This window comes from Brachybacterium halotolerans subsp. kimchii (genome assembly GCF_020792675.1).
Classification (GTDB): domain Bacteria; phylum Actinomycetota; class Actinomycetes; order Actinomycetales; family Dermabacteraceae; genus Brachybacterium; species Brachybacterium halotolerans.
The window spans coordinates 2,408,647-2,433,878 of record NZ_CP086254.1 but is presented as its reverse complement, the minus strand read 5'-3'; the positions used below and the strand labels follow the sequence as shown (position 1 = coordinate 2,433,878).

General features: G+C 72.2%; 17 protein-coding genes and 1 tRNA gene. 11 read left to right on the top strand and 7 right to left on the bottom strand.

Annotated features, from left to right (window positions below; all coding sequences use genetic code 11):
* Positions 1 to 164: 164 nt before the first annotated feature.
* Genes Bra3105_RS10965 through Bra3105_RS10950 form a run of 4 tightly spaced genes read right to left on the bottom strand, consistent with a single transcriptional unit; the run spans position 165 to position 7,932 of the window.
* Complete coding sequence (locus Bra3105_RS10965) at positions 165 to 719, bottom strand: hypothetical protein (protein WP_228356729.1); 555 nt, start codon at positions 717 to 719, stop codon at positions 165 to 167.
* Positions 716 to 3,349 (bottom strand): protein kinase family protein, encoded by a 2,634-nt coding sequence (locus Bra3105_RS10960; protein WP_228356728.1) that lies wholly within the window; start codon positions 3,347 to 3,349, stop codon positions 716 to 718. Before Bra3105_RS10960 ends, Bra3105_RS10965 begins: the two co-directional genes overlap by 4 nt.
* Before the next feature lie 42 nt (positions 3,350 to 3,391).
* Positions 3,392 to 5,563, bottom strand: coding sequence for a murein biosynthesis integral membrane protein MurJ (murJ, locus tag Bra3105_RS10955; protein WP_228356727.1), 2,172 nt, complete (start codon positions 5,561 to 5,563; stop codon positions 3,392 to 3,394).
* The gene (locus Bra3105_RS10950) at positions 5,560 to 7,932 is read right to left on the bottom strand and encodes a DUF6049 family protein (protein WP_228356726.1); all 2,373 of its coding nucleotides are present in this window, start codon (positions 7,930 to 7,932) and stop codon (positions 5,560 to 5,562) included. Before Bra3105_RS10950 ends, murJ begins: the two co-directional genes overlap by 4 nt.
* A 220-nt stretch (positions 7,933 to 8,152) precedes the next feature.
* Between Bra3105_RS10950 and Bra3105_RS10945 the strand changes: the two genes are divergently transcribed.
* The 8 genes from Bra3105_RS10945 to Bra3105_RS10910 all read left to right on the top strand — a co-directional run bounded on the left by Bra3105_RS10945 (position 8,153) and on the right by Bra3105_RS10910 (position 16,815).
* Complete coding sequence (locus Bra3105_RS10945) at positions 8,153 to 9,562, top strand: CCA tRNA nucleotidyltransferase (protein WP_228359648.1); 1,410 nt, start codon at positions 8,153 to 8,155, stop codon at positions 9,560 to 9,562.
* 276 nt (positions 9,563 to 9,838) lie between these two features.
* The gene (locus Bra3105_RS10940) at positions 9,839 to 12,643 is read left to right on the top strand and encodes a transglycosylase domain-containing protein (protein WP_228356725.1); all 2,805 of its coding nucleotides are present in this window, start codon (positions 9,839 to 9,841) and stop codon (positions 12,641 to 12,643) included.
* Positions 12,644 to 12,856: 213 nt separating this feature from the next.
* Positions 12,857 to 13,147 carry a 30S ribosomal protein S6 gene (gene rpsF, locus Bra3105_RS10935; protein WP_228359647.1) on the top strand — a complete coding sequence of 97 codons (291 nt, stop codon included), beginning with the start codon at positions 12,857 to 12,859 and terminating at the stop codon, positions 13,145 to 13,147.
* Between the two features lie 146 nt (positions 13,148 to 13,293).
* Complete coding sequence (locus Bra3105_RS10930; RefSeq protein WP_228356724.1) at positions 13,294 to 13,872, top strand: single-stranded DNA-binding protein; 579 nt, start codon at positions 13,294 to 13,296, stop codon at positions 13,870 to 13,872.
* A 164-nt stretch (positions 13,873 to 14,036) separates the two neighbouring features.
* Positions 14,037 to 14,273: a 30S ribosomal protein S18 gene (gene rpsR, locus Bra3105_RS10925; RefSeq protein WP_152353950.1), complete on the top strand. Its 237-nt coding sequence runs from the start codon at positions 14,037 to 14,039 to the stop codon at positions 14,271 to 14,273.
* A 17-nt stretch (positions 14,274 to 14,290) separates the two neighbouring features.
* On the top strand, positions 14,291 to 14,758 hold the full coding sequence (gene rplI / locus Bra3105_RS10920; RefSeq protein WP_228356723.1) for a 50S ribosomal protein L9: 468 nt from the start codon (positions 14,291 to 14,293) through the stop codon (positions 14,756 to 14,758).
* Between the two features lie 317 nt (positions 14,759 to 15,075).
* A complete protein-coding gene (locus Bra3105_RS10915; protein WP_228356722.1) occupies positions 15,076 to 16,596 on the top strand; it encodes an amino acid permease in 1,521 nt (506 codons plus the stop codon).
* A 135-nt stretch (positions 16,597 to 16,731) separates the two neighbouring features.
* Positions 16,732 to 16,815: transfer RNA gene (locus Bra3105_RS10910), tRNA-Leu, on the top strand.
* A 96-nt stretch (positions 16,816 to 16,911) separates the two neighbouring features.
* On the opposite strand, the gene Bra3105_RS10905 is transcribed toward Bra3105_RS10910, so the two are convergent.
* Positions 16,912 to 18,669, bottom strand: a complete 1,758-nt coding sequence (locus Bra3105_RS10905) for a TIGR03767 family metallophosphoesterase (RefSeq protein WP_228356721.1) — start codon at positions 18,667 to 18,669, stop codon at positions 16,912 to 16,914.
* Between the two features lie 232 nt (positions 18,670 to 18,901).
* On the opposite strand from Bra3105_RS10905, the gene Bra3105_RS10900 reads away from it, so the two are divergent.
* Both Bra3105_RS10900 and Bra3105_RS10895 read left to right on the top strand, forming a co-directional pair.
* Positions 18,902 to 20,350: a mechanosensitive ion channel gene (locus Bra3105_RS10900; protein ID WP_228356720.1), complete on the top strand. Its 1,449-nt coding sequence runs from the start codon at positions 18,902 to 18,904 to the stop codon at positions 20,348 to 20,350.
* Positions 20,351 to 20,448: 98 nt separating this feature from the next.
* Positions 20,449 to 21,195: a class I SAM-dependent DNA methyltransferase gene (locus Bra3105_RS10895; RefSeq protein ID WP_228356719.1), complete on the top strand. Its 747-nt coding sequence runs from the start codon at positions 20,449 to 20,451 to the stop codon at positions 21,193 to 21,195.
* A gap of 168 nt (positions 21,196 to 21,363) precedes the next feature.
* Here Bra3105_RS10895 and Bra3105_RS10890 read toward each other — a convergent pair whose 3' ends face one another.
* Positions 21,364 to 22,002, bottom strand: coding sequence for a DUF1345 domain-containing protein (locus tag Bra3105_RS10890; RefSeq protein ID WP_228356718.1), 639 nt, complete (start codon positions 22,000 to 22,002; stop codon positions 21,364 to 21,366).
* Positions 22,002 to 22,331: a YrhK family protein gene (locus Bra3105_RS10885; RefSeq protein ID WP_228356717.1), complete on the bottom strand. Its 330-nt coding sequence runs from the start codon at positions 22,329 to 22,331 to the stop codon at positions 22,002 to 22,004. Before Bra3105_RS10885 ends, Bra3105_RS10890 begins: the two co-directional genes overlap by 1 nt.
* 232 nt (positions 22,332 to 22,563) lie before the next feature.
* Between Bra3105_RS10885 and Bra3105_RS10880 the strand changes: the two genes are divergently transcribed.
* Positions 22,564 to 25,224 (top strand): PEP/pyruvate-binding domain-containing protein, encoded by a 2,661-nt coding sequence (locus tag Bra3105_RS10880; protein WP_228356716.1) that lies wholly within the window; start codon positions 22,564 to 22,566, stop codon positions 25,222 to 25,224.
* Positions 25,225 to 25,232 lie beyond the last annotated feature (8 nt).

Sequence of the window (25,232 nt, the reverse complement as noted above, 5' to 3'; positions counted from 1 at the left end):
GTGGAGCAGGCGTCGAGGTCGGGAACCGACGCGGAGGTCGGGCGGGAGCGGAGACGCCGGGTGGTCTGAGCGAGGGAGAGATCGGGGGCGTGGGAAGTGGACGGTGCGGGAGGTGTCGGAACGGGCGGGAGGCGTCGCGCCCGGCAGGGCGGTGGGCGCGCCGGTCAGACGCTGCCGATGTTCGTCGACCCGTTCCACACCAGCGTGCCCGCGGCGTCGGCGCTCTCGGTGCCGCAGGTGGGACGGACCACGGTGATCTGCACGATCCCGCCGTTCGCCCGCAGGGAATCGCGCTGGTAGGGGCCGTGCACGATCATCCAGTACTGACCGGAGTCCGCTCCCCATTCGATCTCCTCCATCACGATCGGCGCGTCGGTGACGCCCTGCTGCTCGAGGCACCGGTTGAGGTCGAAGGTCGCGGGCGCCTGGAACGTGCCGCCCGAGGCGACCAGCCGCTGCGCCTCGGTCCCCAAGGTGCTCTCTGTCAGAACGGGCAGACCCGAGGAATTCTTCCCGGGTGCGTTGCCCGTCTCAGGGGACGACGCCGCGCTGCCGCGCGCCACCTCGGTAGTCGACTGCTGAAGGGCCTCGGAGAGCATGAGTCCGACGAGGGACGCGAGCACGAGCGCGAGCACCACCACCCAGGTCTTCACGCCCTGGCCGGACGTCGGCCCGGGTCCGGCGCCCGGGCGACGGTGGCGGATCCCGGGTGCGGTCATTCCGCCTTGATCTCCTGGATCCGGGCGCGGAAACCGTCACCGGTGGTGCTGTTGGGCAGCTCCGCGATCCACAGCTCCACGCCGTCGGCCTGGACGGGCTCGTCGAGGGTGAACTCGACGTCCCCGCCGTCGGTGAACTCGCCGTCGCCGAGCTTGTCGCCGCGGCTGCCGTCCTCCTTCAGGGCGTACAGCTCCAGGGAGCCGCCCTCGGAATCGGCCGTGCTCACGGTGATCTTCTTCAGCGTCGAGGTCTTCTCGAACGGCAGCTTGATGCCGATGCCGTCCTTCAGGCCCGAGTAGTCCGCGCTCTGGTAGATCTTCGAGGACCAGTAGGAGTCCTTCGATCCGTCCGTCAGGCGGCTCGAATCCTCCGAGTGGTCCGCGTTGCCGTTGCCGCCCTCGGCGAAGATCTCGGGCTCGCCGAACGTGGGAGGCGGGCCCTCGGTCGCCGACTCCGTGGTCTCCGTGGGCTGGACCTGCGCGTTCGTCTTCGACTCGGTGGGCGCGGGCTGCGTCGTCGCCTTCTCGTTCGGGCCCGTAGCCGCTTCTCGCAGCCCCGAGGTGACGCTCGTGATCGCGAAGACCAGGGCGATGATCACGACAAGGGCGGCGCCGATGAGGATCCACTGCGTCTGCCGGGAGCGCTGCTCGTCGGGCTCCGCCGTGGTCGTGTACACGTTCGAGCTGTCCTCGGCGCTCATCGCGACACCCACGACGTCGCGCACGAGTGCGCTGCCCCGATGCGGCGTCGCCGCCCAGGCGTCCTGGTCCTCGTCCCCGTAGGTGACGGGGCGTCCGCGCACGATGATCGGTCCGGGTGAGGCGTCCTCCTCCTCCACGGGGGTCTGCGCGACGGAGTCCGTCCACGAGGCCTCGTCCGCGTCACGGGAGTAGCCGGGCAGCACGGCGCTGCGACCTGCCGCCGCCGGCGGGATCGTCGCCGCGACCAGGGGGTTCTCCTTCTCCTGGACATCCAGGTGCCCGGGGAAGGCGGCCTTGTTGCGGGTCTCGGAGAGGTGCAGGTCGCGCACGAACTCGGCGGCCTCGGTCCCCGTGGTGTCCTCCGGCGGCGCCTCGGGAGCCGCTGCGTCCTCCGCGGTGGGCGCTGCCGTCGAGGAGGAGCTCGCATCCGCCGACGGAGATGCTCCCGCATCGGCCGACGACGCGCTGGACGCGCTCGGCCCGGAGGGGTGCGACGTCGTCGGAGCCGCATCGCCGGAGGGTGCGCCCTCATCGACGCCGCTCGCGCCCGCGTCGCCGGTGGTCGGAGCCGCGCTGCCCGTGGTCGGAGCCGTGCCGCCGGTGGTCGCGCCTGTGTCCTCGGACGTCGCACCCGTGCCACCGGCGGTCGAGTCCGTTCCAGCGGCTGCTGCGCCCGCGGCACCAGCTGCCGCACCGGTCGCCGCTCCGGCGGCAGCCGCCGCGGCGGCACGACGGGCGGTGCGACTGGTGTGCACCTTCTCGATGTCTGCGCGCGGCTCCTGGTCGAGGTCGAGGCGCCCCGCGGAGCCCTCTCGCGGGGATCGGGCTCCCGCATCGCCGGAGGCGCTGGGCGCTGGAGTGCTCGAGCCCTCCGTCGGACCCTGCCCCTCGGGCGCCGGGGAGGAGGTGTCCTCGGCCCCGGGGGGTCGACCCGGAGCGCCCGCGGAGCTGGGGCTGTCCTGTGCCCCGCCGGACGGATCCTGTGCGGAGGTGCCCGCGGCGGCCGCGGTGGCGGAGGTGCCCGCGGCGGCCGCGGTGCCTGCGGTGGTGCCGGTGCCTGCGGTGCCTGCGTCGCGTGCTCCGGCGTTCGTCGCCTGCGCGTCCCGGGGGGCGCGCGAGGGATCCTGGGGGTCGTAGGCCTCGAGGGTGACGGGGATGGACTGCCAGGGCTCGAGCTCGGCGATGAGGTCGCGCGTGGTCTCCGGTACGGGCTGATCGCCCTCGGTGAGCACGAGCTCGCACAGCATGTCGAGGTCCTGCGGGATGTTCCGCGTGCTGATCCGCGAGGGGCGGGGCAACGGACCGTCGGCGGCCGACGGGGAGGCGCCCGTGAGCGCCCGGTACAGCAGCGCGACCAGCGCGGTCACGTCCAGGAACGAGGCGAGGCGGCCGTCGTGCTCGGCATCGCGATGGGCGGCGGCCTCGACGCCCACGCCCAGCACCGCCACCTCCCCGCTCGCGGTGTCCACGAAGACGCGGTTGGAGTCGAGGTGCTGATGGCGCAGACCGCGGCGGCGAGCGGCCTCGAGGCCCGACGCGGCCTCGCCGATGATCGACCGCGCGGTCTCGGGGCGCAGCGCGCCCTGCGCGAACAGCGCGGCGAGCGGCGGTGCCGGCGGGGCCGGGTACTCGACGACGGTCAGCGGAGCGCCGTCGGCCGATCCCTCGCCGGCCTCGCGCGGATCCCCGAACACGGTCACGTCGAGCACCGGGAGCAGGCGAGGGTTCTCCACGAGGTAGGCGCGGCGGGCGGCGTCGGCGACCTCGAGAGCGAGGTCGCCGTGGACCATGAACAGGGTGACGAGCTCACCGGAGCGCACGGAGCGGGCGCGATGCCAGGATGCGCCCTCGGCGACGCCCGACAGCGGGATCTTCGCCTCGACGCTCCAGCGCTCGCGCACCGCGTGCTCGTGGTGTCGTTCGTTCACCTGTGTCCGTCCCTCTCCGACATCCTGATGCCCTGCGGCCTGTCACATGCTACGGGTGCCCGCTGACCGGCGGCCGCCGCCGGGCATCCGCGCGCGCACCATCGCCATCAGAGATCGCAGCTCCTCGACGCGCAGCGCCCACGCGACCGCCACGAACACGGCGCTCGCCACCGCCCCGACGACCAGGCCGAGGACGACGGTGAGCACGCGGTTCATCCACATCGCCCCGCCCATCAGCGCGACCAGACCGTCGCCCACCAGGTAGGCGACCACGGCCGCCACGAGCAGCCGGCCCAGCAGCAGCATCGCCTTCGCGCCTCCGTCCAGCGAGGCACCGAGCGCGCGGGCGTGCCGCCGCAGCATCCACTGCCCGTACGCCCAGCCGACGACGTTGCCGAGCGACACCACGAGGGCCGCCGTCGCCGCCTGCCAGTGCGGATCCACGAACAGCAGCACCGGCGCCACGCCGAGCAGAGGCAGAGCCGAGGTCGGGATCTGCATCCAGAAGGGGGCGCGAGCATCCTCGTACGCGTAGAACGCGCGCTTGGTCAGGTAGTTCGCGGAGAACGGCACCAGTCCCAGCATGTACGCGGCGAGGACCCACGCGCTCGCCTGCGCCCCGGCGACGCTCGAGCCGCCGTCGATCACCCACATGATCGGCCCGGCCAGCGCGATGAACACGGCCGCGCACAGCATCATCGGCACCGCGAGGATCCGGTTGGTCTGCTGATACCGGTGCAGGGCGCGCTCGTGGTCGCCCTCGTCGGCGCTCCGCGAGATCGAGGGGAACGCGGCGGTGACCAGGGTGACCGCGAGGATCCCCTGCGGAATCATGAAGACCGTGTAGGCCCAGTCCATCGTGCCCAGGCCCGGGAAGAGCCTCGAGGCGTCGGTTCCTTGACTGGTCTCGGCCGCCTCCACGGCGCCGCCCACGCTCCAGCGTCCGGCGTACAGCGCGAGCTGGCCGACGATCAGCATCCCGAGGCTCCACATGCCGATGCGGCTGAGCTTGCCCAGCCCCAGACCGCGGAACCCCCACTTCGGGCGCAGCTTCAGCCCGAGCTTGCGCACGAAGTACCAGAGGAAGACGACCTGGATCGCGGAACCGCCCACGTTCATCGCGGCCAGGGCCACGACCATCGGCACGGTCCAGGCCGTCGGATCGCCCTGCCCTCCCCAGATCGCGAGGAAGATCAGCGCGCCGACGATCGCGACGAGGTTGTTGAGCACGGGAGCCCACTGGTAGGGCCCGAAGGAGTCGTGCGCGTTCAGCAGCTGGCCGAGCATCAGGTAGAGCGCCGAGAACAGGATCTGCGGCATCATCCAGTACACGAGCTGCACGGCCAGGGCGTAGGTGTCCGGCGGGAGCGAGCCGTTGGTGAGCACCATGAGCAGCGGTGCGAGCACCATCGCGAGCAGGGTCACCCCGCCCGCGGCGACCGTGACCAGGGTGAACAGGCGCGAGGTGAAGTCGCTGCCGCGGTCGGGACGCTTCGCGGCCCGCACGATCGCGGGCACCAGGATCGCGTTCAGCGTGCCGCCGCCGATCATGATCCAGATCGTGTTGGGAACGACGTTCGCGGAGCTGAACGCGCTGCCCACGGAGCTGCTGATGCCCAGGAACATGGCGCCGAACAGGAAGTTGCGCACGAACCCGAGCGCGCGGGAGACCGTCGAGCCCAGTGCCATCACGGCGGTCGCGCGCATGAGCCGGGCGCGGGTGCTGGTGAGCTTCGGAGCGGACGCGTCGGCCGTGTCGCCCGCGCCATCCGTCGTGTCGCCCGCGCCGTCCGTCGTGCTGCTCGCACCATCCGTCGAGCCGCCCGCGCCGTCGGTAGAGCGATCACCCCTGCCGGTGGCGATCTGCTCGGTGATCGGGTCGAGCGAACCCGTCGTCTCGTCGAGGGTCGCGACCGCCCGTTCGAGGTCAGCCGCCTGCGCGGCGGCCGCCTCGTCGGAGACCGGCGCGGTCCGGCGCGCGGGAGCCGGGGTGCGGGAGGAGAAGACCTGCTGCGCCGCGTTCGTGCTAGATCCGGCAGGGCTCGGGGCGGCGGAGCTCGATGCTGCGGGGTCCGATGCCGAGGGACTCGATGCGGAGGCCGACGGGGCGGCCGATGCCGGGGCCGGTCGCGTCTGGGCCGGGCGCGGCCGGGCACGGGGCGGGCCCGGCCGCAGATGCCGCGGCCGGTGCTGGATGCGTCGTGGTGCGCTCATCGTCCCTCCTCGTCGGCCGCATCCCCTGCGGCCTCCCCCTCGCCATGGTCCGTGAGCTCGGCCGCGGCGGCACGGCGGCGCGAGCCCGTGCGTCGGGCCCGCAGCACGCCCACCACGACGAGCACGCCCATGGCGCCCACCAGCACCATGGTCGTCCAGTTCTCCCATGCCGGGTTCACGCTGAGCGGGACCGACACGGGTGCGGCGAGCTCCTCCCCGTCCTCCGAGCGGACGGTCGAGGTGAGGGTCACGGTCCCGTTCGCGATCGCGTCGATCGGGACCGTCACCTCCTTCTTCTGCCGCGCGGGCACCTCGACCGTCGTGGGGTCGCCCACGCGCACGATCGGCCGGTCCGTGCTCACGTCGACCTTCACCGTGATCGGGCTGTCGAGGTCGTTGGTCACGGTGATCGGCACGCCGGCCGAGTCGGAGACCAGGTTGTAGCCGGAGGCGGGCACCACGTGGATGGCCTCGCGCATCGCCGCGACGTCCTTCTGCGCGGTCCTCGCGCGGCGCGACGCCTCGTCATGGTCCTTTGCGAGCGTCGTCGAGGTCGTGGTGAGGATCAGGCTGCGCGTCGCGGAGAACGGTGCGTCGTCCTCGGCGACCGCGGCGACGGTGCTCATCGAGCGCAGGGAGCGCTGCAGGGACTGCAGAGTCCCCGTGTCGACCTCGTCGCGGGATCGGGCGCGCGGAAGGTGCGCCCAGGTGCCGTCCTCGCCGGGGCCCGACGGGTGCACGTCGTCCGCGTCGAGCTCGCCGAGCGCGTAGAGGCCGTCGCCCGTGGCGCCCGTGTCGGTCACCATGTCGCCGCCCTCGGCCGCGTCCAGCAGGTCGGAGACGTGCCCCTGCGTCATCCAGGGCGCGTCGTCGAGGGCATCGAGGGTCGAGGCGACGGCACCCTCGTCCATGTCCTCCCCGAGCTGCGGGGCGATGAGCACCTGGCGCTGCGCGCTCGACTGCTCCGAGGCGATCACGGCGGTCTCCGCGAGGATCCGCTGGCGCACCTGCTGCACGTCCTCGCCCGTGCGCAGCTGGGACACCTCCTCGGAGAGCGTCGGGTCCGGCGCCAGCACGGGCACGGTCCGATCACCCGCGGTGAAGGTGCCGACCGAGGAGGGCGTCACCGTCCCCACCGGGTCCGCGCGCAGGGAGGACGAGGGCACCACGAGCAGATCGGCGCCGCTGGTCACGGCCTGGGAGAGGGTCTCGCCGCTCGCCTCCTCGCCAGGGATCGACACCGCCTCGCCGAGGGGGTCGATGTGGGCGTCCTCCCAGACCTTCTCGCTGCGGGCGGCGAGCGCGTCGGAGAGGTCGGTGGTGCCTGCCTGCTCCAGACCGATCGTGTCCGACTGCGCGTACGGGAGCCCGATCACGTCGCGGTCCTTCGCCCCCGAGGTGAGGGTGTCGGCCAGGTGCTTCGTGGCGTCGGGCGTCGTGAAGCGCGCGGGCGGGGTCTGCGCGGAGTCGCCGTCGTCCCCCGTGTCGTCCTCGTCGTCCGCATCCGCCGAGGAGTCGGACTCCGACGATCCCGAGCCCGAGGAGCCGCCGGACCCGGCGTCCGAGAGCGCGGGCGGATCCAGCAGCGCGGGATCCAGCATCCAGTCCACGTCGTCGCGCGCGGCGAGGCCCTCGAGATCCTTGAGCCGGCCGTTCTCGGCTGACGCCTCGTAGGCGTCCGGATCGGTGACCGCGGCGCCGGGGTCGCTCGCCGACAGCGGCAGCAGCACGCTCCCGGCGATCGTCGCGTCGGCGTCGTCGGGCCGCCACACGGTGAACGAGCGCAGGGAGGCCAGGGGGCCGTCGGCATCCGTGGCCGTCACCGACAGGCGCCGCGCCCCCCACAGGTAGGACGCGGTCGACAGGCCCAGGTCATCGGCGTCGACCGAGAGGGTGAGCTCGGCGGAGTCGCCCGCGTCGAGCGTCGAGGGGCCCTTCTCGGTGGTCGCGGGGACGCCGTAGGTGTCCGGGCCGTCCTGCTGCTGCCACTGCGCGAGCGTGCGCCGGTCCGTGACGCGATCGGTGCGCACCCGCAGCTCGAGCGCGGGATCCTCGATCGTCGTCGTGCCGCGGTTGGTCAGCCGCACCTTCAGCGTGAGCTTCCCCCCGGGCTTGAGCGTGACGGCCCCGCCGTCGAGCAGGTCGAGGCTCACCCCGCCGCTCGCCTCGGGCTCCGCGGGCCGAGGAGCCGACGGGGTCGACGGCGCCTGCGAGGCCGTGACCTGCGCGATCGCCGGACCGGTCGGCATCAGGAGCGCCGGAGCCAGGGCGAGCAGCGCCACCAGCAGGAGGCGCGGGGCGGCCGACGCGAGGGTCCGGGGTCCGGGGAGCGGCGCGCGCGGGTGCACGGACGGGCTCGGCTCGGACATGGGGACACTGTATGCGGCCGATACGGTAGAGCCCGGCAGGTGACCGGGCCTGCCGCGAGATCTCCACAGGGCATCCCTCACGGCCGTCGGGCCCGCGGAGCCCTCGCCCCGGGATCTCACCGCCCCGCGCCCCAGACATGACAGGACTCCTGTGACCGACCCGCAGCACCCCGACGAGCGCTCCGCACGTCTCACGGCCGCGCGCACCCGCGCGACCTCGATGTTCCAGGCGCTGCCCGCGCCGATCCACGAGCTCGGACGCCTCTTCGAGGAGGCCGGGCAGGAGCTCGCGCTCGTCGGCGGGCCCGTGCGGGACGCGGTGCTGGGCCGTTCGAGCGCCGACCTGGACTTCACGACCTCCGCACGTCCCGACGAGACGGAGGCCGTGCTGCGGCGCTGGACCCACGGCGGCGCCATCTGGGACATGGGCCGCGAGTTCGGGACCCTCGGCGCCACCCGCGACGGCATCAAGGTCGAGATCACGACCTACCGCACCGAGTCCTACGACCCCACCAGTCGCAAGCCCGAGGTGGCCTTCGGCGACACCCTCGCCGGCGACCTCTCGCGCCGCGACTTCACGGTGAACGCGATGGCCGTGCGCCTGCCCTCGCTCGAGTTCGTGGACCCCTTCGACGGCCTGCACGACCTGGCCGGCGAGCTGCTGCGCACCCCTGTCGAGCCCGGCCAGTCCTTCGACGACGACCCCCTGCGGATGATGCGCGCCGTGCGCTTCGTCTCCCAGCTCGGCTTCACCATCGAGGACCGGACCGCCGCGGCGATCCGTGAGCTCGCGGCGCGCATCGAGATCGTCTCCGCCGAGAGGGTCCGCGACGAGCTCGTGAAGCTCCTGCTGGGCGCCCACCCGCGCCGCGGCCTCGAGCTCATGGTCGATCTGGGACTCGCCGAGCACGTGCTGCCCGAGCTGCCCGCGCTGCGCCTCGAGCGCGACGAGCACCACCATCACAAGGACGTCTACGAGCACACGCTCACCGTGCTCGACCAGGCCATCGACCTCGAGAGCCCCGCCGGATCGGGCGGCCCCTGCGAGAGCCCCGACCTGGTGCTGCGGCTCTCGGCGATCATGCACGACGTGGGGAAGCCCGCCACCCGCCGCTTCGAGCCCGGCGGCCTGGTCACCTTCCGCTTCCACGAAACCGTGGGCGCCCGCATGACCGCCAAGCGCATGAAGAAGCTCGCCTTCGACAAGGACACCACGAAGGCCGTCGCCCGCCTGGTCGAACTCCATCTGCGCTTCCACGGCTACGCGGACTCCGGCTGGACGGACTCGGCCGTGCGCCGCTACGTCACCGATGCCGGTCCGCCGCTGCAGCACCTGCACCGCCTCACCCGGGCCGACGTCACCACCCGCAACCGCCGGAAGGCCCGTGCCCTCGCCCGCGCCTACGACGACCTCGAGGAGCGCATCGACGAGCTCGCCGCACGGGAGGAGATCGACAGGATCCGCCCCGACCTCGACGGCAACCGGATCATGCAGGTCCTGGACATCCCGCCGGGCCGCGAGGTCGGCGAGGCCTACGCCTTCCTCCTCGAGGAGCGCATGGAGCACGGCCCTCTCGGCGAGGAGGAGGCCGAACGCCGCCTGCGCGCCTGGTGGGAGGATCGTGGGTGAACGATCCGTGCGACCGCGGGGCACGGCCGTTCCGGCGGTGAGCTGACGCAGGACCGCACCACCCTCCGGGACGGCTGTGGCATGGGCCACCCGCACCTCGTCCCACCTGGACGGGTGGGGTGAAGGCCGTGTGATGGTCACCGCCGGGGCGTTCCCATCCGTGCGCGCTCGTGCGGATACTGGAGGACTGCGACGCCGTACCCTTCGGCGCCTCGCCCCCGGACGCCTGCCCCAGGCGCACCGGGATGCCCTGGAGTCGAGCCGTCAGGAGCAGCTGTGAGCGATTCTCGTGGACCCTCGCGTCCGTCGTCCGGATCCGGACGCGACGGCGGTTCCGGCACCGGCCGGTCCCGCGGCGCCGGCGCCGGCGACGGCGCCTCCTCGGCGCGCAAGCAGTTCCCGGGCTCCCAGGGCCGCAGCCGCACGAGCGGTGCGGGCGCCGGCAAGAGCACGGGCAAGGGATCGGGCAGGAGCGCGGGCGCGAGCTCGGCAGCCGGCCGATCCGCGAACGAGGGTTCGCCCAAGGGCACCAGCCGCACCGCGCGCCGCGCCGGCACCGCCGGGGCGGGAGCCGCCGGCGCGAGCGGTGCGGCCCGGAGCGGAGCCGCCAGGAACGGGACCACGAAGAACGGGACCGCGAAGCGCAGTACCTCGGCGGCGGCCGGCTCGGGCCGCGGTGCCAAGGGGGGCCGTGGGGCCGCCAAGCGCACCGGTCTGGCCGCCGCGCTGAACTACCCGCGCGCCGGCAAGAAGGGCCCGCTGCGCTGGATCCCCTCGCTGCGCATGTTCGGCGGCGCCATCGCGCTGATCGTGCTGCTGGGCCTGGGCGGGGCCGTCTGGCTCTACAACTCGACCGACGTCCCCCAGGCCGATGACGTCGCCGTCGCGCAGACCACGCGCGTCTACTTCTCCGACGGCAAGACCGAGATGGGGCAGTTCTCCGAGGTCAACCGCACGATCCTGCCCAATGACGACATCCCGCAGACCGTGAAGGACGCGGTCGTCGCGAGCGAGGACTCCACCTTCTACGAGAACCGCGGCGTGTCCCCGAAGGGCATCGTGCGCGCCCTCTGGAACAACCTCCGCGGCGGCGCCCGGCAGGGCGGCTCGACCATCACCCAGCAGTACGTGGAGCGGTACTACACGGGCACCACCACCTCCTACACCGGCAAGGTGAAGGAGATGATCATGGCGCTCAAGGCCGACCAGGAGCTCAGCAAGGACGAGATCCTCTCCCGCTACCTCAACACCATCTACTTCGGGCGCGGCGCCTACGGCATCCAGGCCGCCTCCGAGGCCTACTTCGGCAAGGACGCGAAGGACCTCGACGAGTCCGAGGCGGCGCTGCTGGTCGCCGTGATCCCGGCCCCGTCGGCCTACGACCCCGCCAACGACAAGGAGGCGTCGGCCAAGAAGTGGGACCGCGTGATCACGCGCGAGGTGAACCAGACCGGCGCCCTCACCGAGGCGCAGGCCGACAAGCTCGAGTTCCCGAAGACCACGAAGAACAAGCAGCAGAACTACCTCGAGGGCACCAACGGCTACCTGCTGATGATGGTGCGCAGTGAGCTCGAGCGCCAGGGCTTCACCGAGGAGGAGATCAACACCGGCGGGTACAAGATCGTCTCCACGGTCTCCAAGAAGGACCAGGACATCACCGTCGACACCATCGACGGGCTGAAGGACGAGGGCCGGCCCGACGCCAACCGCGTGGGAACGATGTCGATCGACCCCGATTCCGGCGCGATCACCGCGATGTACGGCGGGCCCGACTTCGTGAAGCAGTCGATCAACGACGCCACGCAGTCGCGCATGCAGGCCGGCTCGATCTTCAAGAGCTTCGCCCTGATCGCGGGCCTGGAGAACGGCTACGGCCTGAACTCGACCTGGGACGGCAACTCGCCGCGGACCTTCGGCAGCTGGACGGTGAACAACTTCGGCCACACCTCCTACGGACCGATCACCCTCCGGCAGGCGACCACGAACTCGGTCAACACCGCCTACGCCGGGCTCAACGTCGCCATGGGGCCGGAGAAGACCCGCAAGGCCGCCGTGCAGCTGGGCATCCCCGAGAAGACACCGGGTCTGAACGACGATGCCTCCAACGTGCTGGGCAGCGCCTCGCCGACGGTCCGCGAGATGGCCGAGGCGTACGCGACGATCGCCGCCAAGGGCGTCCACCACGAGTCCTACATCGTGGACTCGGTGTCCAACCCCGACGGCTCCGACGAGTACGAGCACAAGGACAGCTCGAAGCGCGTGCTCGACGAGAAGGTCGCGATCAACGCGACCGTCGCCCTGCAGGGTCCGCCGTCGACCGGCTCGGCCCGCAGCGTCGCCGGTGTGATGGGAGGTCGCCCCGTCGCCGGCAAGACCGGCACCTCCGAGAGCTTCAAGTCGGCCTGGTTCGTGGGCTTCACCCCGCAGATGGTGACCGCGGTCGGCATGTTCCAGCCCTCCGAGGACGGCAAGAGCGAGGAGCAGCTCACCCCGTTCGGCGGCGTCTCGAGCATGACCGGCGGCGCGTGGCCGGCCACGATCTGGGGCCGCATCATGTCCCAGACCCTCGAGGGCGAGCCCATCGAGCAGTTCGACGGCGAGGTCGTCCTGGACAACCAGAAGACCTCCGCCGGCAACGCCACCAAGGCGCCCACCACGCAGGCCCCGCAGACGAAGGCCCCGACCACCACGCAGGCGCCCACCACGGAGAAGCCCACCGAGGAGCCGTCCGAGGAGCCCAGCGACGAGGAGTCCTCCAAGTCGGAGAAGCCGACCGAGGAGGAGTCCTCCAAGTCGGAGAAGCCCACCGAGGAGGAGTCCTCGAAGTCCGAGAAGCCCACGGACAAGGAGTCCGACAAGGACGACTCGGACAAGGGCAAGGACGACTCGAAGGACTCCGACAAGGACAAGGGCGGCGACTCCGACAAGAGCACGGACGACTCGGACGACTCGAAGGACTCCGGCGACAAGGGCGGGGACTCCGGGAACAGCAAGGGCGACTCCGGCAAGGGCTCGGGAGACAAGAAGACGGACTCCGGCTCGGGCGACTCGAAGAAGGCCACGAAGGACGACGGCGAGTGAGCCGCGCCGTCTGAGGGCCTTCGGCTCTCCGTCCGTCCCTCGGGCCCGTCCCTGTGATCCCCCGCGCACGCCGTGCATCGGCCTGGCGGGCCTGCGCACGCCCGGGTAGTCTTGGCTGGTCTGTGCCGCGATCCGAGCGGCCCGGACAGCATGGAACCCTCCTGCCACGGAAGTCCCGTGGCCGCTGAGACCACAGGAGGTGGGTACTCGAACATGCGCAAGTACGAGATGGTCGTCATCCTCGACCCGTCGATCGACGAGCGGACCGTCGGCACCACTTTTGAGAAGCTCGTGCAGGTCATCCCTGCCGAAGGCGGAACCATCGACGAGGTGGACGTCTGGGGCAAGCGGAAGTTCGCCTACGAGATCCAGAAGAAGTCCGAGGGCGTGTACGTCGTCCTGTCCTTCACCGCGAAGTCGGAGACCGCCAAGGAGCTCGACCGCCAGCTCGGACTCAACGAGTCCGTCCTGCGCACGAAGCTCATGCGTCTCGACGCGAAGTGATCCGCGAGAGCTGACCGGCCCGTCGGCCGCGGAATCCACGGGCCCCGCAGACAGGGGACCCCGGACCCGCAGCCGCATGACGGAGCCGACGTCGGCTCGCCGCACCCCACCCCCGCACGAGAGCACCCGGAGATCAGGAGCAGAGCATGGCCAATGACACGATCATCACGGTGGTCGGGAACCTGACGGCCGATCCCGAGCTGCGCTTCACGCAGTCCGGCGTCGCCGTGGCCTCCTTCACCATCGCCTCCACCCCCCGCACGTTCAACCGCCAGTCGAACCAGTGGGAGGACGGCGAGGCCCTGTTCCTGCGCTGCTCGCTGTGGCGCGACGCCGCCGAGAACGCGGCCGAGTCCCTCGAGAAGGGCACCCGCGTGGTCGCGCAGGGTCGCCTCAAGCAGCGTTCCTTCACCGACCGCGAGGGCAACAACCGCACCTCGATCGAGCTGGACGTCGACGAGATCGGCCCGTCCCTGCGCTACGCCACCGCGAAGGCCAACAAGGTCCAGCGCGGCGGCGGCGGAGGCTTCAACGGCGGCGGTCAGCGCGGCGGCCAGGGCGGCCCCGGCAACCAGGGAGGCGGCTTCGGCGGCCCCCAGGGCGGCCAGGGCGGCGGCTTCTCCGGAGGCGGCCAGGGCGGCTACGGCGGGAACCAGGGCGGCGGCGCCGACCAGGATCCGTGGGCCGGCGGCAACCAGGGCGGGTACGACGACCCGCCGTTCTGATCTCGAGGGATCCGCGCTGATCACTCGAGGGTGACCGACCGCGGGACCGAGGGGTCGACGGACGGACGCGTCCCCGACCACTGCAGGGCAGGCGCCCTGCGCACACACCATTCACCCATCCCGGGGAGACCCGGGCTCCGCACCAAGGAACAAGGAGCACCACGATGGCCAAGCCTGTTCTTCGCAAGCCGAAGAAGAAGCAGAACCCGCTGAAGGCCGCGGGCGTCGAGTCGATCGACTACAAGGACGCAGCCCTGCTGCGCAAGTTCATCTCCGACCGCGGCAAGATCCGCGCGCGTCGGGTCACCGGCGTGTCCGTGCAGGAGCAGCGCAAGATCGCGAAGGCCGTGAAGAACGCCCGCGAGATCGCCCTGCTGCCCTACTCGACCTCCGGTCGCTGAGCGAGGAAGGCAAACACATGACCACCAAGCTCATCCTCACCAACGAGGTCACCGGCCTCGGCACCGCGGGCGACGTCGTCGACGTCAAGGACGGCTACGCGCGCAACTTCCTGCTGCCGCGCAAGCTCGCCACCCCGTGGACCGACGGCGGCCAGCGCCAGCTCGACCAGATCCGCTCCGCGCGCAGCAAGCGCGCCGTGGCGAGCCTGGAGGAGGCGCAGGCGCTCAAGGCACTGCTCGAGTCGAAGCCCGTCGTCGTCTCCGAGCGCGCCGGCACCAACGGCCGTCTCTTCGGCGCCGTGACCTCCAAGGAGGTCGCCGACGCCGTGAAGACCGCGTTCGACCGCGACATCGACCGCCGCTCCGTCGAGTTCGCGACTCCCATCAAGTCGCTCGGCGAGTACAAGGCGACCGTGCGTCTGCACGAGGACGTCTTCGCGAACCTGGTCGTCCAGGCCGTCGCCGCCAAGGGCGCCGCGAAGTGACCCCCTCCGTCGCGGCCCGAGCCGCGACGTGCGAAGCGCCCCGCCTCCGAGCATTCGGAGGCGGGGCGCTTCACGTCATGGCGGCGGGCCGGGGCGCGGGCCGGGGCGCGGGCCGGGATGCGGGGCGCTGGCAGGTGCGGGCGGGACCGCGGAGTCGCCGACCGGCATATAGCGAGCATCTCTGCCGCATGAGGCAGAGATGTCGCGCATACGCCGTCGCATGACGCGATGCGCGCCCGGAAAGCGCCAGGGGCTCCCGAGGACGACCGCGCCACCCCGTGTGGAGGAGCGGGCGTGCGGACCTCTACCCTGAGCGGATGAATTCCTCCTCCTCCACGCCCCCTCCCAGGGCGTCCGACGCCCCGGGACCGGTGAGCGGTCGCGCCCCGTCGGGCGCCCCGTCAGCCCCCGGCGGGGCCCCCGCCCCGCAGCTCGCACGCTCGCTCGGCCACGGCCAGATCGCCATGATCGCCATGGGATCCGCGCTGGGCACCGGCCTCTTCCTCGGCTCCGGCGAGGCCATCGGCTACGCGGGCCCCGCCGTGATCATCGCGTTCGCCGTCGGCTCGCTCATCGCGGCGACGATCGCGCTCGCGATGGGCGAGATGGCCTCCCGCCACCCGGTGCGCGGCGGCTTCGGCACCCTCGCCGCCCACTACCTCTCCCCGTACTGGGGATACCTCAGCCGCTGGCTGTACTGGATCGTGACGGTCGCCGTGACCGCGACCGAGCTCGTGGCCTGCGCGCTCTACCTCGCCTACTGGTTCCCGGCGATCCCCGTGCCCGTGGGCATCGTGCTGTTCGCGGCGGTCATCCTGGCCATCAACCTCACCACCGTCGGCTCCTTCGGCGCCGTCGAGTTCGTGCTCTCGAGCATCAAGGTGATCGCGGTGGTCGTGTTCATGCTCGTCGGCCTGTTCCTGGTGTTCCTGGGCACGGGCGCGCACCCCGCACCGGGCCTCTCGGGGCTCACGGCCGACGGGGGCTTCGCCCCGAACGGCTGGGCGGCGGTCTGGATCGCCCTCAGCGTGGTGATGTTCAGCTTCGGCGGCATCGAGCTGCTGTCGATCACGGCGGCCGAGGCGAAGGAGCCCGCGCGCTCGATCCGCACCGCGGCCCGCACCACCATCGTGCGCCTGGCCCTGTTCTACGTGGTGAGCATCGGCATCGTCGTCGCGCTGGTGCCGTGGAGGCAGGCGTCGGCGACCGGAGAGGCCGTGGAGACCTCCCCGTTCGTCACCGTCTTCGACTCCATCGGCGTGCCCGCCGCCGCGAGCATCACGAACCTGCTGGTGCTCATCGCCGCCCTCAGCGCCGCCAACGCGAACCTGTATGCGGGAAGCCGCATCATGCACTCCCTCGCGGAGGACCGCCTGGCACCGAAGGTCTTCTCCCGCGTCACCCGGCGCAGGGTGCCCGCGCCAGCGATCGCCGTGAGCTGCGTGGGGATCCTCGCCGCCGCCGTGCTGCAGATGAGCGGCGTGGCCGCCTTCGGGTACCTGATGAGCGTCGTGGTGTTCGCCGTGCTGCTGGTGTGGATGCTGATCCTCGTGACCTACCTGCGGTTCCGTGCCCGCCGCGTCGAGGGCGCGACCTTCCGGATGCCCGGGGGACGGGTCTCCGCGGCCGTCGGGATCATCGGCCTGCTCGCCGTGTTCGCGACCGTGGTGGTGCGCGCCGAGATGACGCTCGCCGCGATCGTCGGCATCATCGCCGTCGCGATCGCGACCGTGCTGTACGTGACGGTGGTGCGGCGACGCATCGACCCCGCCCACATCGACGACGCCTTCACCGAGGCGGAGCTCGTGCGCGAGCGGCAGGCAGGATCCTCGCGCTGACGTGCGCGCCGGCGGCTCCGTGCCGGAGTGGTGTTGCGCACCCCACGGTCGGCGGGGTTTGGGCCAGCGCCTGCGTACGAGTAGTCTGAGGGCACTTCGGTCTCGGTGAGCTGCGACTCCTGGTGCCGGAGACACGCGCGAGTGGCGGAATTGGTAGACGCGCACGGTTCAGGTCCGTGTGCTCGAGAGGGCGTGGGGGTTCGAGTCCCCCCTCGCGCACGTGAGACGAAGGCCCCCGGGAGAGATCCCGGGGGCCTTCTCGCATGGTCGGCCGGATCGGGCCGCGGGTCGGGCGGCGGGCGGCCTGAGCACGCCTCAGGCGCCGGGCGCCACCAGCAGCAGCTCGACGTTGCGGTCCTGCGGGGTCCCCTCCAGGGCGAGGTCCGCGTGGATGTCGTTGAACGACAGCTCCCGGTAGAGGGAGGCCAGGGCGTCCCCCTGGTAGGGCGCGTCGGCCTCGATCAGGGTGCTCAGCAGGGACAGCGTCCCGTCGCGGTTGTCCACGATCTCGACCACGCGTGCCTGCTGCGGGAAGTCCACGTGCGAGGCGGTGTTGATGATCCAAAAGCGGCGCTCGGGCTTCGCGTGCCCGTGCAGGCTGATCTTGTTGGTGTGGGTGTGGCCGTTGACCCAGGCCAGCGCGTTGGGGAAGCGCCCCAGCAGGTTCGCGACGTCCCAGCCGGCGTGCCGCAGCTCGCCGTTGCCCGGTGCGAGCAGCAGGTTGTTCATCGAATCGGGCGTGTGGTGGCTGAAGACCACGAAGCGGGTGTTCTCGGCCTGGCTTCGCACCAGCCGTCCCAGACCGTCGTAGTGCCGGCTGGAGCCGCGCTCGAGCACCTCCTCGAGCCACCGGTACTGGGCGTGGCCGATCGAGCCGCCCGTGAAGCCCGCGCGGTTCGTCGAGTCCAGCGCGATGCCGACGACGCCCTCGGCGATCTCGAACGTGTAGTACCCGGTGTCCTCCTGGACGTTCTGCTCGGTGAAGCCGTTGCCGGCCGGCCCCACGGGCTGCGGGCGCTCGAGGTGGGCGCGGATGTACTCCTCGGGGGTGAACGGCGCACGGCGCTCGTCGGCCGTGACCGAGAAGTCCCGCTTCGAGCGGGCGCTCCCGCTGCTGCGGCTCACGGAGCCGGAGAGCGCGCTGGTGCGCTCGGCGCGGCTCACCTGTTCGCGCAGCTGCTTCTGGGCCGACGGGTCCTCGAAGCCGGTGAACTTCCAGCTGCCGGTGTAGAGGTCCGCGAGACCCTTCCAGTCGGAGGGCAGGGTGCCGCTGATGGAGTCGTCGTGGTTGCCGAACACGCTGAACCAGGGCAGCTGCAGGCCGGGGCTGTGATGCGAGGAGGTCGCGCGCTCGAGCAGATCCGGGAGCTCCGGGAAGCCGACCTCCTTATAGCGGTCGCGCACGGGGTCCGCAGGGTTCCAGTAGCTCGCGTCGCCGCTGCTCTGCACGCCCTCCCACTGGTCCGGATCGCCGGTGGAGGCCGCGATCTCGCCGCCGTTCATGACGGTGAGGAACCAGTCCAGCTCGATGTGCTCGTGGTTGTCCGTGTTGTCGCCGGCGCTGACCAGGCAGTCGAAGGCGCGCCCGGTGTGCGGGCCGCGGCGCAGGGAGTTCACGCGCTCGACCAGGGCGACGGCGCCCTGCGTGGTCAGCGGCTCCTGCGGACGGAACGCGGAGCCCGTGAGGTCGTGCAGGAACTCGAAGCGCATGGGCGACTGGGCGTCCAGCACGTGGAGGTCCGTGAACTGCACGAAGTAGGCGAGGGACCGGCGGGTGTCGGCTCGGGAGGCCTTCGGCGCGCTCTCGAGGGCGTCCTCGCGCACCACGTGCTCGTAGCCCGGGCCGGCGACGAGCCGACGGTAGGTGTCCTCGGCGCCCTGCTCGGGCGTCGCGACGGCGTCGAGCGTGGTGCCGGCGGCCTGCAGGCCGGAGTCCTCGGCGAAGGCCCGACGGGCAGGGGCCGTCGCCGCGGCGGTCCCCGCGATCGCGGCGGCGGAGACCGTGAGGAGGACTCTTCGCGAGAGCGGACGACGGGCGTCGACGGGCGAGCACTGGGGATCGGGATGAGCCATGGGATCCAGCCCAGCACCGCCACATGGCGCGGACATGGCGCCCGGGGAAGGAGGACATGACGAGCACCGCTCAGGCTCCGCAGCGCGGGGATCCGGCCTCTGGCCTGGCCTCGTCACGAACCCTGGGTGTTAGCGTGGTCACACATCCGCAATTCCCCGGCAGAGGAGCCTCCTCACCGTCCCCGGACACAACCCGTCGGACGCCCGGCTCCCGTGACCCACGGAGGTAGCCGTGAACTCACTGTCCAATGTCGACTGGGCGGGACTGGGATTGAAGGTCCTGGCCGCGGTCGTCGTCCTCATCGTCACCGCGATCCTCGCGGCGGTCCTCAAGAGCGCGGCCTCGAAGCTCGCGCAGAAGGTGCCGGCGCTGCGGCGCATCGGCCAGGACGGAGCCTCCCTCGGCAATGCCGTGGGCACGATCCTCTCGATGGTGATCTGGCTGCTGGGCCTGGTGATAGTGCTGGGGATCTTCCAGCTGAACCAGGTGCTCACGCCCGTCACCTCGATGCTCGAGCAGGGCCTCGGGTTCCTGCCCAACATCATCGGCGCCGTCTTCGTGTTCGTGATCGGCCTGGTCATCGCCAAGATCGTGCGAGCACTCATCACCACCGCCCTGCACGCGGTCGACTTCGGCAAGCTCCTGGGCACCGCCCAGTCGGGCATCCAGAGGGCCACCGGCGGCGCCATGGGGGACCAGCGCGGCACGCAGACCGCCGGCTCGGCACAGGGCACTGCCTCGGCGCAGGGCCAGGCCCCCGGGCACACCGAGCCGGTCCCGCAGCAGGGACAGGCCACGCAGCCGCACCCGCAGCAGGGCCAGCCCCAGCAGGGACAGCCCGGTCAGGGCGGCGGCAAGCCCGCCTCGAACATCCCCGAGATCATCGCCTCGGTCGTGTTCGCCCTGATCATGATCGTGGTCTCGATCGCCTCGCTGCAGATCCTCGGGATCGCCTCGATCTCCGATCCGGCCGCCGCGATGCTCACCACCGTGTTCACGGCGATCCCGAACATCATCGCCGCGGTCGCCCTGGTGGGGATCGGCGTGCTCATCGCCCGCTTCGTCACCGGGCTGTTCCGCCCGATCCTCGAGTCCACCGGGATCGACGACTGGCTGCAGAAGAACGACGTGATCTCCGAGGACTCCTCGGCGACGCCCACCGTGCTCCGGATCATCGAGATCGCCGTGGTCCTGTTCTTCGCCGTGATGGCGGCGCAGGTGCTGGGCTTCCCGCAGATCACCGAGATCCTCAGCCAGATCCTGAACCTCGGCGGCAGCGTCCTGTTCGGCGCGGTCATCATCGGCGCCGGCTTCTTCCTCGCCTCCGTGGTCTCCAAGCTCGTCTCGGGCACCGCCTCCACGATCATCAAGTGGGCGATCATCATCCTGTTCGCCGCCATGGGCCTGCAGTCCATGGGCGTGGCCGACAGGATCATCGAGATCGCCTTCGGCGCGCTGGTGATCGGCCTCGCGGCCGCCGCCGTGCTCGCCTTCGGTCTGGGCGGCCGGGACGCCGCCGCCCGCCAGCTCGAGAAGATCGAGGAGAACAAGGGCAAGGCGTCGGCCTCCGGGAAGGTATCCGCGGCTGCGGGCGCGACCGGATCCTCCGGCCCGGCCTCCTCCGGTCCTGCCACCGGGGGTCCCGCCTCGGCTCCCTCCACGGAGGGTCCGCAGGCCTGACGCCTGCTCCTTCCGAGCCCTGACCGACGGGGCGCTCCGCTGCGGCGGGGCGCCCCGTCGCCGCGCCATCGGCCCTCTCCGCTTGGCACACTGGAGGCATGCCCTCCCTTCCTCTGCAGCCCACGCCGCCGTCGGAGCCCGGCGCCGATTCCTCTGCGACCGGCCGTGAGGCATCCGACGGCCCCGCGGCACCCGGCGGTCCCGACGAGAACCTCTGGCACGCGGCCGTGCGCCGCGATCCCGACCATGCCCGCCGCTACGCCGAGCGCTGGCGGCGCATCGCCGCCGAGGGCACCGACATCCTGGGCGAGGCGCGACTGATCGATGCCATGGCGCCCCGTCGGGCGCGCATCCTCGACGCCGGCTGCGGCACGGGCCGGCTCGCCGCCCACCTGCTGCCCGCCGGCCACGAGCTCGTGGGGGTCGTCCTCGATCCCGAGCTGATCGCCGTCGCCCGGGAGGACCATCCGCAGGCGCGCTGGGAGGTCCAGAACCTCGCCGAGCTGGACCTGCGAAAGGACGGAGGGGACCGCGGAGAGGGCGGGGAGCGCACGACGCCTTCCGGCACCGGTGAGCGTCTCGTCTTCGACCTCGCGGTGAGCGCGGGGAACGTGCTCGCCTTCCTCTCGGCCGCCGAGCGTCGACCCGCCCTCGAGCGCCTCGCCGCGCACCTCGCCCCCGAGGGTCGCCTCGTCGTCGGCTTCGGCGCGGGCCGCGGCTACGCCTTCGAGGACTTCGCGGTCGACGCCGAGTCCGCGGGCCTCGTCCTCCAGCAGCGCTTCTCGAGCTGGGACCTGCGGCCCGCCGCCGACGACTTCCTGGTCGCGATCCTCGCGCGGGCCTGACCGGCGAACGGTGACTGGCGACCGGTGATCGGTGACCGGTGACCGGCGACGTGTGATCGATGACCGGCGACGTGCGGCCGGCGGCAACCGGCAGGGGCGGTGGTCGCGCCGTCGTGCTCGTCGGCCCTGACGTCGGACGGAGGATCGAGCACGGCCCGGCGGGCCCTCTCAGCCGAGCCCGAAGACCCCGGCCACGAGGTTCACGGCCGCACCGAGGATGACCAGGCCGAACACGAACGAGACCAGGCCGTGGCGCAGCACGATCTTGCGCATGCCGCGGTCCACCGCGCCGGTGTCGGTGACGCCGTAGGTCATGCCCACCGCGTACGCGACGTAGAGGAAGTCCGAGTAGGCGGGCGGCTCGTCGTCGCCGAAGTCGAGGCCTCCGCCGGTCGCGTAGTACCGGTGGGCGTAGTGGACGGCGTAGGTCTGGTGCACGCACGCCCAGGCGCCGAACACACCCACCAGCGTGATGATCGCGCCCATCGTGGATGCCCCGCTGGGGCCCGCAGCACCCAGGTGCAGGGCCACGACGGTGATCACCGCGAGCGCGGAGGCGCCCGCGGTGAGGGCCTCGTCGGCCGAGGGGCGCAGGTCCTCCCGGCCCACGCTGCGCCGCGTCTGCTCGGCGTCCATCGGCCACAGCGAGAGCCACGAGGTGACCAGGAAGACGGTCTCGCCCACGGTGATCGCGATCATCGTGGCGTGGACGCGGTCGGTCGCGAGCCAGAGCAGGACCCCCAGGGCACCGCCCACCACGATCGCGAGCAGCAGGCGCAGGCGCGTGGAGTCCTTCAGCCGGGTCATCAGAAGTCCATCGCGTGCGGCAGCGGTCGGCCGCTGACGCGCTGCAGGTGGAAGCGCCGCGCCAGGCGGATCGCCGGGCGGATCGTCATCTGGATCGAGCCGATGAGGAACAGCACGGTGCCCGCCGTCATCATCGACGCGAAGAAGAAGAAGATGGAGCCCACGATGAACCAGATCCCGATCAGGACGTCGTTCGCGATGCTCGCGGCCTCGTAGCGCTGACTGAGCACGAGCTCGTGGTGGCCGATGCGCACGTCCAGCGAACGGTCCTCGTGGTGGGTGCGAGTCTGCTCGATGTGCGGGGTGCTGTGAGGGGCGTCCTTCTGCATGGCGGGGCCAGCCCTCCTCGGATCGATGGCCGACGGTACGGCGTGCCGCGACGCTAGCAGAGGCGGACGACGAGGGCGGACGGCGACGGCGGACGACGACATCGGACGGCGCGAGCACCCCCGCGCTGCGGGTGGCCGCCGGCTGCGCGGTGGGTGGTCACCCGGTCGACGCGGGGTTACGCTCGCTGGCGCCACGCGCCCCCACCCCGGGCGCACCGTCGAAGAAGGCGCCATGGTCGACCGCACGGTCCGCGGGTTCCAGGACATCTCACGCAAGGACGTCGCGGAGGTGGGCGGCAAGGCCGCGAACCTCGGCGAGCTCACGCAGGCGGGCATCCCCGTTCCACCGGGCTTCGTGCTCACCACCGGCGCCTACCGGCGGTTCGTCGAGACCGCAAGCATCCGGGAGCGGCTGCTCGACGCGGTCCGCGACCTCGACCCCGACGACACCGGGGCCGCCGACCGGGCGAGCGACGAGGTCGGCGCGCTGTTCGCGGGCGCCGAGATCCCCGACGACCTGCGGGGCGAGCTCCTCTCGGCGCGCGGGACGCTGGGCGAGGCACCCGTCGCGGTGCGCTCCTCGGCCACCGCGGAGGACCTCGAGGACGCGAGCTTCGCCGGACAGCAGGAGACGTACCTGCACGTCACCGGCGACGCCGCGCTGCTGCGGGCCGTCCGCGACTGCTGGGCCTCCCTGTGGTCCGCCCGGGCGCTGGCCTATCGCGCGCGCCGCGGCATCGACCCGGCCGAGGTCGCGCTCGCCGTGGTCGTCCAGGAGATGGTCCCCGCCGACTCGGCGGGCGTCATGTTCACCGTGAACCCGCAGAACGGCCGACGCTCCGAGACGCTCATCAGCGCCGCCTGGGGCCTCGGGGAGGCCGTCGTCTCCGGGCAGGTCGACACCGACGACCTGGTGGTCGACACCCTGCGCCGCCGCGTCGCGTCCCGTTCCACGGCGGACAAGACGGTGATGGTGGTGCCGGCCGCCCCGGCCGGCGGGACGGGGACGGGCGGGGCCCCGGTCGATGGAGGCACCCGGACAGTCCCCGTCGGCCCTGACGAGCGGCGCGCCCCCGTGCTCGACGACGCCGCCGCGCTCGATCTGGCCGCCTGGGGCGCACGGATCACCGACCACTACGGCGCCCCGCAGGACGTGGAGTGGGCGCGCGCGGGCACCGGCTTCGTCATCACGCAGGCGCGGCCCATCGTCGGCCTCCCTGCGCCGGCCGGGCCCGCCCCGACGTCCTGGCCCGTGCCCCGTCGCCATGCCGGCTACTTCCGGGCGAGCATCGTCGAGCAGATGCCGGACCCGCTCACGCCGCTGTTCGCGGACCTCACCGCCGCCCACGTCATCGAGCAGATGATCGCGACGGTGACCGATGCGAGCGGCAGCCGCGTCTTCCGGGACAAGGGCGTCGAGTTCACGACCATCAACGGCTACGCCTACTACGGGTACACGAACGCCGCGATGGCCGGGATGACGGCCCGGTCCGGGCTGCTCGTGCCCCGTCTGCTGCACGGCGGCGTGGGCGGGCCGCGCTACTGGCGCACGACGGCGCTGCCGCGGTACCGGCGCGTGGTCGAGGAGGAGTCCGGGGCGGACGCCCGCTCGACCGGGGCCGTGGCGCTGCTCGAGAGCGTGGAGCGCCTGGTCTCCGCGGGGTTCGCCTACTACACGTCCGTGCAGACGGTGATCCCGCCCGTGGTGATCGCGGAGTCCGCGCTCACGGCGTTCTGCCGGCGCGTCGCCCGGCCCGGGGACCCGCGCCCGGAGACCCTCCTGTTCGGCTTCGAGAGCGAGCCGATCCGCGCCGAGCAGTCCCTCTACGACCTCGCCGCATGGGCGCGCGAGCACGAGAGCCTCGCCTCCGCCCTCGAGGCCTCCGACGCGGTCCCCGACGAGCGTCCGGAGGGCGTCGACGAGGACGTGTGGGCGCAGTGGCGCGAGCGGTTCGCCGCCCATCTGGCCGCGCACGGCCACGCCACCTACACCCTGGACCTCGCCCAGCCGGTCGCCGCCGACACCCCCGAGCTGCTGTGGGACGTGCTGCGGATGTACCTGCGCGGGGAGGGGGCGGATCCGCGCGGGCGCCGCGAGAAGGCGGCGCGGGACCGGGAGGAGGGCGCCGCGACGATCTCCGCGCACCTCCCATCGCCGCTGCGCCGGGTGTTCCAGCGTCTGCTGCGCCGTGCCCAGGAGCTCGCGCCCGCCCGTGAGGACGCGCTCGCCGGCATCGGCCTGGGCTGGCCCGCGGCGCGGCGCGCCTTGCGGGAGATCGGCCGACGCCTCGTCTCGGCGGGCGTGATCGCGCAGGTCGACGACGTGTTCTGGCTGCGCCGGGACGAGCTGCTCGACCTCGGCCGCGCGCTCGACGGCGGGGCGGAGGCCCTGCCCACGCGCGCGGGGATCATCGAGGACCGCCGGGTGATCTGGCGCGGCCAGAAGCTCGCGACGCCCCCGCAGCTGCTGCCCGAGCGCTCGATCTGGCACGGATTCGACCGCTGGATGCCGTCGGTCGGAGAGGGCGAGGGTGAAGGCACCGAGGAAGAAGGCTTCGTGCTCACGGGCATCGGCTGCAGCGGCGGGACGGTCACCGCGCCCGTCCATGTGCTCTCCGGACCCGGCGAGTTCCGCGACTTCCGACCCGGCGAGATCCTGGTCGCCGCGATCACCACCCCGGCATGGACGCCGCTGTTCGCCATGGCCGCCGGCGTGATCACCGACGTGGGCGGGCCGCTCAGCCACAGCTCGATCGTCGCCCGCGAGTACGGCATCCCCGCCGTGCTCGGGACCGGCACGGCCACCCATCGCCTGCGCACCGGGCAGCGCGTGAGGATCGACGGCGGCGCCGGGACCGTGCGGGTGGTCGAGGAGGGGGAGGGGCAGGAGTAGGGGCGGAT